The 9144-nt window shown below is 54.8% G+C and carries 8 protein-coding genes and 1 rRNA gene; 1 reads left to right on the top strand and 8 read right to left on the bottom strand.

The window, feature by feature from the left end; genetic code table 11:
* Positions 1-18 precede the first annotated feature (18 nt).
* The 7 genes from tssE to lapG all read right to left on the bottom strand — a co-directional run bounded on the left by tssE (position 19) and on the right by lapG (position 7801).
* Positions 19-423 carry a type VI secretion system baseplate subunit TssE gene (gene tssE, locus QYH43_RS26115; protein ID WP_301158433.1) on the bottom strand — a complete coding sequence of 135 codons (405 nt, stop codon included), beginning with the start codon at positions 421-423 and terminating at the stop codon, positions 19-21.
* A gap of 11 nt (positions 424-434) precedes the next feature.
* The gene (gene tssC, locus QYH43_RS26120) at positions 435-1910 is read right to left on the bottom strand and encodes a type VI secretion system contractile sheath large subunit (RefSeq protein WP_301158434.1); all 1476 of its coding nucleotides are present in this window, start codon (positions 1908-1910) and stop codon (positions 435-437) included.
* Positions 1911-1936: 26 nt separating this feature from the next.
* Positions 1937-2440 (bottom strand): type VI secretion system contractile sheath small subunit, encoded by a 504-nt coding sequence (tssB, locus tag QYH43_RS26125; RefSeq protein ID WP_095152948.1) that lies wholly within the window; start codon positions 2438-2440, stop codon positions 1937-1939.
* A gap of 34 nt (positions 2441-2474) precedes the next feature.
* The gene (tssA, locus tag QYH43_RS26130) at positions 2475-4031 is read right to left on the bottom strand and encodes a type VI secretion system protein TssA (protein ID WP_301158435.1); all 1557 of its coding nucleotides are present in this window, start codon (positions 4029-4031) and stop codon (positions 2475-2477) included.
* Positions 4032-4348: 317 nt separating this feature from the next.
* The gene (locus QYH43_RS26135; protein ID WP_095057675.1) at positions 4349-5101 is read right to left on the bottom strand and encodes an alpha/beta hydrolase; all 753 of its coding nucleotides are present in this window, start codon (positions 5099-5101) and stop codon (positions 4349-4351) included.
* Positions 5102-5147: 46 nt separating this feature from the next.
* Positions 5148-7094 carry a cyclic di-GMP receptor LapD gene (gene lapD, locus QYH43_RS26140; protein WP_095057676.1) on the bottom strand — a complete coding sequence of 649 codons (1947 nt, stop codon included), beginning with the start codon at positions 7092-7094 and terminating at the stop codon, positions 5148-5150.
* 14 nt (positions 7095-7108) lie between these two features.
* Complete coding sequence (lapG, locus tag QYH43_RS26145; RefSeq protein ID WP_095057677.1) at positions 7109-7801, bottom strand: cysteine protease LapG; 693 nt, start codon at positions 7799-7801, stop codon at positions 7109-7111.
* Positions 7802-7996: 195 nt separating this feature from the next.
* Here lapG and QYH43_RS26150 point away from each other — a divergent pair, with 195 nt between their 5' ends.
* Positions 7997-8707: a GntR family transcriptional regulator gene (locus QYH43_RS26150; protein ID WP_095057678.1), complete on the top strand. Its 711-nt coding sequence runs from the start codon at positions 7997-7999 to the stop codon at positions 8705-8707.
* A 256-nt stretch (positions 8708-8963) separates the two neighbouring features.
* Here QYH43_RS26150 and rrf read toward each other — a convergent pair.
* Positions 8964-9079: ribosomal RNA gene (gene rrf, locus QYH43_RS26155) — 5S ribosomal RNA — on the bottom strand.
* Between the last annotated feature and the right edge of the window lie 65 nt (positions 9080-9144).

The raw sequence follows: 9144 nt of genomic DNA on the forward strand, positions 1-9144 counted from the left end.
TTGGACATTGGTGTCTCCCTAGTGAACCTTTACTTGACCACTGCCATCCAGGCACGCGGCGAATCTGACCTGACGTTTCAAACCTTCGACTTCCAACAGACCCTCAATGCAGAAAGCCAAGCGAAGCTGATCGTCACTCGGCTGCGAGATGACCTGCACTCTGCTCAAACGGGGCTCGTAGGCTTCGATGAATACTTCAATAGCCTGACGGGCCTGGCGCAGTGTGTCGTGCAGACTCAGGCGCATATCATTGAGGTCCGCAAGCCCGTAGTCGGACAGCGTTTGCACACTGCCCGCACGGGTACTGAGCATTTTGGTCAGATGGGCAGCCACGGACGACATCACGGAAACCTCACGGCTCCAGCCATTGCGTTTATCTGTTTCGCCGCTCAGGCGTTCGAAAAGGCTGCCATATCCACTCATGATCGCAGCGCTTACTCTTTGTCCAGTTTGCCAACAAGCGACAGGGTGAAATCGGCCCCCATGTACTTGAAGTGAGGGCGCACGTTCAAACTGACCCGATACCAGCCCGGTTCGCCTTCAACATCGCTGACGCTTATTTGCGCGGCACGCAAAGGGCGACGGCCACGAACCTCGGCACTTGGGTTTTCCTGATCTGCCACGTATTGGCGGATCCACTTGTTCAACTCCAGCTCAAGATCGGTGCGTTCTTTCCACGAACCAAGCTGTTCCCGTTGCAGTACTTTCAGGTAATGGGCCAATCGATTGACGATCATCATGTACGGCAACTGAGTGCCGAGTTTGTAGTTCAACTCTGCTGCTTTGCCTTCGGCGCCGAGACCAAAAAACTTCGGTTTCTGTACCGAGCTCGCCGAAAAGAATGCTGCGTTGTCGCTGCCTTTGCGCATGGTCAGGGAAATAAAGCCCTCTTCCGCCAACTCATATTCGCGCCGATCGGAGATAAGTACCTCGGTCGGAATCTTGGTTTCGATTTCGCCCAGGCTTTCGAAATGATGCAGAGGCAGATCTTCCACCGCGCCACCACTTTGGGGGCCAATAATATTCGGGCACCAACGGAATTTGGCAAAACTGTCTGTCAGTCGAGAGCCGAACGTATAGGCCGTATTGCCCCACAAGTAATGCTCATGGCTGTTGGCAACGGTTTCTTTGTAAACGAACGATTTCACGGGGTTGCCTTCCGGGTCATACGGGGTGCGCAACAGAAAACGTGGCACCGTCAATCCGAAGTAACGCGCGTCTTCCGACTGTCGGAAGCTCTGCCATTTAGCGAATTGCGGACCGTCGAAGTGATCCTTCAGATCCTTGAGATCAGGCAACCCGGCAAAGCTTTCCAGTCCGAAAAAGTTCGGACCGGCAGCGGCGATAAAGGGTGCATGAGACATGCAGGCAACACTGGAAACGTACTGCATCAGTTTCACGTCTGGCGAGCTTGGAGACATGAAGTAGTTGGCGATGATCGCGCCAAACGGCTGACCACCAAACTGACCGTATTCAGCAGTGTAAATGTGCTTGTACAGGCCGGCTTGCATGACCTCCGGCGAATCTTCGAAGTCGTCCAACAGATCTTGCTTGGAGACATTCAGAATTTCGATCTTGATGTTTTCGCGAAAATTGGTTCGGTCGACCAGCAACTGCAAACCACGCCATGCCGACTCTAATGACTGGAAGTCCGGGTGATGCAGTATCTCGTCCATCTGACGGCTGAGCTTCGCATCGATCTCGGCAATCATGCGGTCAACCATGGCTTTTTTGACTTGTTCGCCGCTGTTCTGCGGCTTGAGCAATTCTTCGATAAATGCCGATACACCACGCTTGGCGATATCGTAGGCCTCATCATTCGGAGTCAGGCGGGTTTCGGCGATGATACTGTCAAGAATGCTGTATTCACCGATCTCGCTGCTCTGCTGATGCGCTGTATTAGTGCTCATAATTGGCTTCCTTGGCTGATGGAGACTCAAGCATTCGGGACGGTGGTGCTCAGGCCCAGCTCAACGAGTACACGATCACGGGACTCGTCAGTGGCAAGCACGTCTTCAATGGCTTTGCGGAATGCGGGGGCATTGCCTAACGGACCTTTGAGAGCCACTAGTGCATCGCGTAACTCCATCAGTTTTCTCAGCTCTGGTACTTGCTGAACCACGCTTGCCGGGTTGAAGTCCTTCATCGAATTGATCTGCAGTTTCATTGCGAGTTCGTCGATATCGCTCCCCTCCTGGAGGCGATTCGGTACGCTCAACGTCAGTCTCAACTCCTGCTTGGAGAGCACTTCGTCAAAGGTCATTTTGTCGACGCTGATCGGTTTGCGCTCTTCGACCTTGCGTTCATCCACACGCTGGGTGTAATCGCCGATGGTCAGTAGCTTCAGTGGCAGTTCAATCTCTTCCTGGGCACCGCCTGTGGTGGGCCTGAAGGTGACATTGATGCGTTCCTTGGGGGCGACAGAGCCTTCTTTGGCCATGACTTTTCTCCTTGCTGTTATGGGGACCAGGGGCCTATTCGAGTACTACTTCGAGGTCGAGATTGCACAGCCTGCGATGCGCCTCTTCCTTGCATTCACGTACTGCATGGTTCTGCGGTAACAATTCACAACAGCCATGCAGCAAATGCAGCACATCCAGTGCGAGGGCGGGTTCCCAGGCGTGTAGGCCTGAGCCTTGTAGTGCCTGGTCGAGCGATTCAAGTTGGGTTTTTGCGAGTTCGTATTTTTTGGCCATGAAGCAAAGCCGCGCCATGGCGAACTGCCAGAAGAACCGCGCCCGTCCGCCATGGGCGGTCTGCAATCCTTGTTTGAAGCATTGCACCGCAACCTTGAGGCCGTCTTTGCGCAAGATTGGCATGACCTCTTCCAAGGCCCGCTCCCAGTCCGGCAGAGTGTCGTTGACGATGACCTTGTGCGGTGACTGGGTGCGTTGCAGATGTGGCATGACACTGGCGCTGACCCAGGCACGGGTGGCCGGATCGGCGAAGGGAGCGCCGTCGTGAAACCGTAATTCGATGATGCCGGGCAATCGCTGAATCAAAAGTGCGAAGTGAATTTCCACCTCGCGCATTGCCCCTTCGGCATTTAATTCTTGCAAGCATTCCCAGGCCATCCGCTGGCCATCGAACCAGAAGGGTGCCTTCGCCAGACTCGCTTCCAGGTCCACCAACAGATCGGCGTACTTGGCCTGCCCGAAACGCTCCTGATATTCCTTGAGCTTGTCTGCCGGTAACCCGCGTAGAACGGTTATTTGCTCTGCATTGCGCTCAGGCACTGTATCGATCGGCAACCACAGCATTGTTCGATTGAGGCGCAGAGCGCGTAAGTCGGTGGCTTTCTGTTTGAGCCACCATGCACACAACGGACGGGCATTTTCCTGTTGCGCTCGCAGGGCCTTGTGAGCCTCTTTCTCGTTATCGATAATTGCCCCTGGCATAAACAACTGCGCCGCAGCCTGCTTGACTTGGGCCACCGCGACTTCCATCACGCCAGGCTCCGAGGAGTTGTCAGCAGCGCGTTGGACCATTGTCTTGAGGCGGCGAGAAGCCGGCAGCAGCAACGGTGCATCGTCGCCCAGATGCTTGGTGCAGGCCGCATCAAGGCCTTCCAGATGTTCTACCAAACGCCGGAACAGTGGCAGTTGCTCTTTTACTGCCACGTTTTCGTTCAACACCTGTTCAAGACGCGGGAGCAACCAACTGATCGCCGCGGAACGGGTTCGGGATTTTTCGGGGAGAACATCCACCCAATGATGCTCGCAAAGGTAGTGCAGCAAACCGAGACCAGCCGACAGCCCCTGGAACGATTCACGCTGGTATAACGCCCAGGTCAACCAGACGCCAACCCGCAAATCCTTCGACTGAGTGCGCAACAACTTTTCGCTGTTTTCGCATACTTTCAACCAGTCAACCTGACCGGTCTCGTGCATGGAGCTTGCCTTAGCCAACTCACATTCCAATGCCTCAAACTCGTTTGAAAAACGAACGTCCTCACCCGCAAAATGCTGATCGGAAACAGGATTTTTTGCGAGCGCAAGGTAATGAGCGGAAAGTTTGCCTGAGTAGGACATCCATGGCCTTTATAGAAGTACGGTCATATATCAGTTGGATTTCAACTGCGCTTGTTCCCGGTGGCCGAAGCCGCGACAAAGCATGACAAAAACAGAACACGAAAAATGTAGGACGCTTCTGAAAGTTCGCCAACATGGAGAAATTAATTAATATGCCACTGCATTAGTGGCACTGTAGAAACAATTAAAAACAAGCCCAAGTAGAGTTATTGCAACACATTATTTCCAGTGTCACATCACAACTTAAAGTTTGAGCGAGACACCAAAAAACAAGTCAGCCCAAGAAGTCTCTAGGCTACTGCCGATTCAAAGAAGCTTTAGCTTTTTTCGATGATGGCGGATATAGCGGATGAAAATTGGTGGGCATCCTCAAGCATCATCAGGTGTCCACAGTTTTTCATTTCTCGATATGACGCGGCCTTCTCTTTGACCCAGGCCGGAATGTGCCATCCCTTGGCTGATCGCTCGCCTGCAATAAGATGGAGCGGAATGTTATCAACCCAGCTTTCGATTCCTTTCAGGTAGGCAGGGTTGCCCGTGATATCAACGACTGAAGCTGCCATTTGCTGAAGTGTGCTTGCCGGCTGAAACGAAAGACAGGTTGCAGCCGCCAACAAGGTTGCCTCGGTGGGTTTTACTCCAGCGCCATGTAGCCATTTCTCGGGTTCTGAACGGTCTTCCACCAGTTTGGCTTGGACTTCTTCAAGAGGCATCTTTGCCAGCTTTTGTGACCAAAAAGCGTCATCTAATGTGAAGTTGCCTTCAACACTTATCACGGCTTCCACGCGATCTGGGTATGTCGCGGCAAAAAGTGCAGCAATTGCACCACCGACCGAATGCCCTACGAGGTACCAACGGTCATGTGTTGCAGAGACTGCATCGATTTCCTTGTGCAGATACTCGACTTGGGCATCCAGGCTAATCATTGCAGGATCGACTTCGGCCAAGGAGCCGTAGCCGAGCATGTCTGGAGCGAGCATTTGCGTAGACTGCGCTCCATCCATCAAAAAGGTTTTATTGAGTGGGCCGATCAGTCCGTGAATAAAAACTATGCGGGTTGAATAAAGCATCCATTTCTCCAGTTGGGCTGTATGACCGACCACCAGATGTAACGACTTACTGCCAGGGCTTGGGCTCACCAAACAACTGTCCCTGAACCCCATACAACCCCATTTCGCGAATCACCGACAACTCGCCTTCCGTCTCGACCCGTTCGGCAATCAGCGGCAAATCAATGCTGTGTGCGGCCCGCTGAATCGCCTCGATGAACAGACGCTTGTCACTCTCTAGGTCAATCGCCCGTATGTAGCTGCCGTCGATCTTCAAGTAGGCCAGCCCCAACCGCGCCAGGTTGCCGATCATGCTGAAACGCCCACCAAAACGTTGCAGGCTCAATGAGAAACCGAGTTCGCGCAGACGGCGGGTCAGTTGTTCCAGTACCGCTTGCTCGGGCAATTGCTCTTCGCCGATTTCCAGGGTCAAGCGTGGACCGAGGTTGGAATGCGTGCGCAGAAGCTCGAAGACTTTGTTCTGCGCCTGAGGGTCGGTGAGAGTCGCCGAAGAGAGGTTCAATGCCAGCGACTGGTCATGTTCGCTCATTTGCTCAAGCACCCGCTCGAGCATCAACTGATCCAGTCGGGCCGTCCAACCAAAGCGCTCCAGCCATGGCAGGAAACGCCCGGCGGGGATGGTCTGACCGTGTTCGTCGAGCAGTCGCGACAACACTTTGTAATGCAGCACCAGCTGCGTGTCCTGGGCCGCCACGACCGGTTGGAAATACAACTCGAAACGCCGCTGAGTCAGCGCCTGATCGAGCATGCTGTGCCAGGCATGGTGATCGTCGCCGACGCTGGCCGATAGATTGTGTTCCAGGCATGCCCAGTTCTGCTCACCCTGGCTTTCAGCCTGAGCCAGCGCCTGATCGCCGAGGCTGAGCACGGCTTGCGGTGAGTCGCCGTGAGCAAATGGTGCCAGGCCAATTGAGGCAACGGACGCCACATCCGTGGCTCCGGTGGCGTGAAGACTGGCCAAGGCAGTGTCGAGATTTTGTGCAAGATGCAGTGCTTCTTCGCGTACCAGGCCCGGCGCCAGTACGGCAAATTCGCCGCCGCGGATACGGGTCACAAGGTTCTGGGTTTCCGGGTATTTGGCGCACTCGCGAGAGAGTTGCTCACCGACCGCTTTGAGCACCTCATCGGTGCGCTGACCACCGAGACGCTGGTTGAGGCCCGCCAGGTCCTTGACCCGCAACAGCAGCAGATAACCGGAGCTGGCCTGTTCCGGATTGCTCACCCGCGCATTCAGTTGGATCTCGAAATAACGCCGATTGGCCAACCCGGTCAACGTATCCTGATAGGACTCGGCCCGCAGTTTTTCACTGCGCTCGGCCTGCTCCTGGAACAGCGCTTTGAGCTTCTCGACCATCTGGTTCATGGCCTGCACCACCCGCCGCAATTCGGGGGTGCGCGGCAGCTCCGGCAGGCTGAGAAACTCCCGCCGCGCAATGGCGTGGGATTGCTGGACCATGTAATCGAGCGGCCTCAATTGCTGGCGCAGCAATAGCGCGCCGAGCCCGGCACTGACCGCACCGCACAGCAGCAACCATCCCAGGCTACCCAATGCGCTTTGCCACAATTTGGCAACTGCGAACATCGGGTGGCTGACCACCTCGACCCGCGCCGCCTGCTCCCAGCCACGACTGACGATCGCATCGCCACCGGCCGGCTCCAGGCCGATCAGTTTGACGAACCACTCCGGTACGTTAGTGACTGCCGGGATACCCGTGCGCTCGACCAAAGGCTGATCGGTCTTGACGTCGATCACACGAATACTCGCGTAGTAACCGCTGTCGAAAATCGAACTGACCAGCAACTCGACCATCGCCGGATCGTCGATGTTCGGCGTCAGTGACAGCGCCAGGGCTGTCGCTGCATCCTGGGCGTGGGAGCGCAACTGATTGACGTACTGAGTGCGCGAGCTCTCCAGACTGACCATGAAGCTGCCGGTGAAGGCAACGACCAGGAACAGACAGATAGCTATCAACAGCTGTTTGAACAATGACATCTGAACGCATGCTCCTAGTGAGTCGTCTCGACCGGGAAACCTTCGGCCTGCATTTTTTTCAACACATCCTGCCAGCGCGACAGGCGTTTGGTATCACCGACCTTCTTGTTTCCCTTGGTGCCCGGTAGCCACAATCCTTCAGCATTGAAAGAGTAGACTGGCAGCAAATCCGTTCGTTGGCTGGCCGGTTTGATGGCGTCGATCAAGATGTCCAGCACCAGCGGCACGGCCTCCGGGGTTGAATAGTAGGTCAGCACCATGTGCGCACGGTTTTGGGTCAGTGCCTTGACGTATGTAATGCGCAATTTTTCACTGGGTACGCCGAGATGGCGCAGGCTGAAGTACTTGGCTATAGCGTAGTCTTCACAATCGCCGGCGCCCTTCCACAGTGCTTCGATCGGCGTTTCCCAGTAGTCGACCTCGTGCCACAGGTCGATGTCTTCGACGTACCGCACCTGTTTGTTGAAGAAGCGGTTAACGACATTGAGTTGTTCCAGCTCACCGATCTGCTTCTGGCTGGCCAACAAATACTGCCAATCGTTGATGCGCTGCTGACCTTCGCCCAGAGGTCCGTACAATGCCTGCGCTCGCCGGCTGATCACGGAAAAATCCCAGTCGGCGCTCAGGTTGCCCAGCATCGCAGCAGCCAGCAGCAGTGCGCTGCACAACCAGCTTAAAATCCGGGGGATCGGTAAACGTACCGCCAATGCGAGACATCCAGGGTGGGCAGGAGGGAGTCTCTTGAATGGTGAAGGTTAGACCCGAAAAAAACAATGGCACGATGAGATCATCGGCGCCGCGCTAAACTGTAATCAAGGCAATGGACGCCTGTTTGACAAGCCACCAAGCAGTCACTAGTGTCCTTTGGATCCAAAACAATTTGTTAATCAGGGTGCGTTGTTGTGACAAAGAAGCCCAACCCTCTCAGCAGTATCAAGGTCAACGGGCCGATTCCTTCACATCTGGCACGCTCGGTGATCGAACAAACCCTGCGCTCGGCGATACTCGACGGGCGCATTCCCTGTGGTACTGCCCTGCGACAGCAGGATCTTGCCGATCTGTTCGGTGTCAGCCGCATGCCCGTTCGCGAAGCCTTGCGTCAGCTAGAAGCACAAGCCCTGCTCAGCGTGATCGCTCATAAAGGCGCTATCGTCGCACCGTTGGTCCAGGGTGATGCCGTGGAGACCTACGCGCTGCGAATCCTGCTGGAATCGCAAGCCTTGCGCCTCTCCATTCCGCTGCTTGAGGACGAGGACGTTGAACAGGCTCGACGATACATTGACGCACTGGAGGTCGAGCACGACTACACGGAGATCGGCCGGCTCAATCGACTCTTCCATATGAAGCTTTACTGCCGGGCTCCCAATCGCCGCCTGTTGAAACTGGTCGAAGACGGGTTGAATGAAGAGGAGCGTTTCCTGCGTTTCAATCTGGAAGCCATGGGGTTGGGCAAACTATCCCAGGATGATCACCGGGCACTATTGCAGGCTGCCGAAGACAGGGATTTCGAACGCTCGGTGAAGTTACTTGAGCATCACCTCAATCGTGCGGTTGAAGTCATCACACGCTATCTCAACAGCTCGGAAGATCAGGCAAAAAACGCTTCGAGTTAAACTTCAGAGCTCTCCATTGTTATGTCCTGCCAGTAAATTGATTCCCCCGCTCTCACGTTTGCGCATGAATACGAACTGGAGTGACAGTGAGCACTGCGCCGCCTTCGTTTCTGAGGCTACGACAATAAGCTCCATTGTTCCTATAAAAAAGCCAGCCCCTGGGTTCAGAGGCTGGCTTTTTTACGTCTACGGTTTTTCTGGCCCCAGAATGACAAAACCCCTGTCTGCGTTAGCAGACAGGGGTCTCGGAATTCAATCTTGACGATGACCTACTCTCACATGGGGAAACCCCACACTACCATCGGCGATGCATCGTTTCACTGCTGAGTTCGGGATGGGATCAGGTGGTTCCAATGCTCTATGGTCGTCAAGAAATTCTGTGTGCGGACCCGTCTGTAACGACGTGTCAGCGAATTCTTGATGTTTCTACTTTAAAG

It is taken from the genome of Pseudomonas sp. C32, assembly GCF_030417915.1.
Classification (GTDB): Bacteria; Pseudomonadota; Gammaproteobacteria; order Pseudomonadales; family Pseudomonadaceae; genus Aquipseudomonas.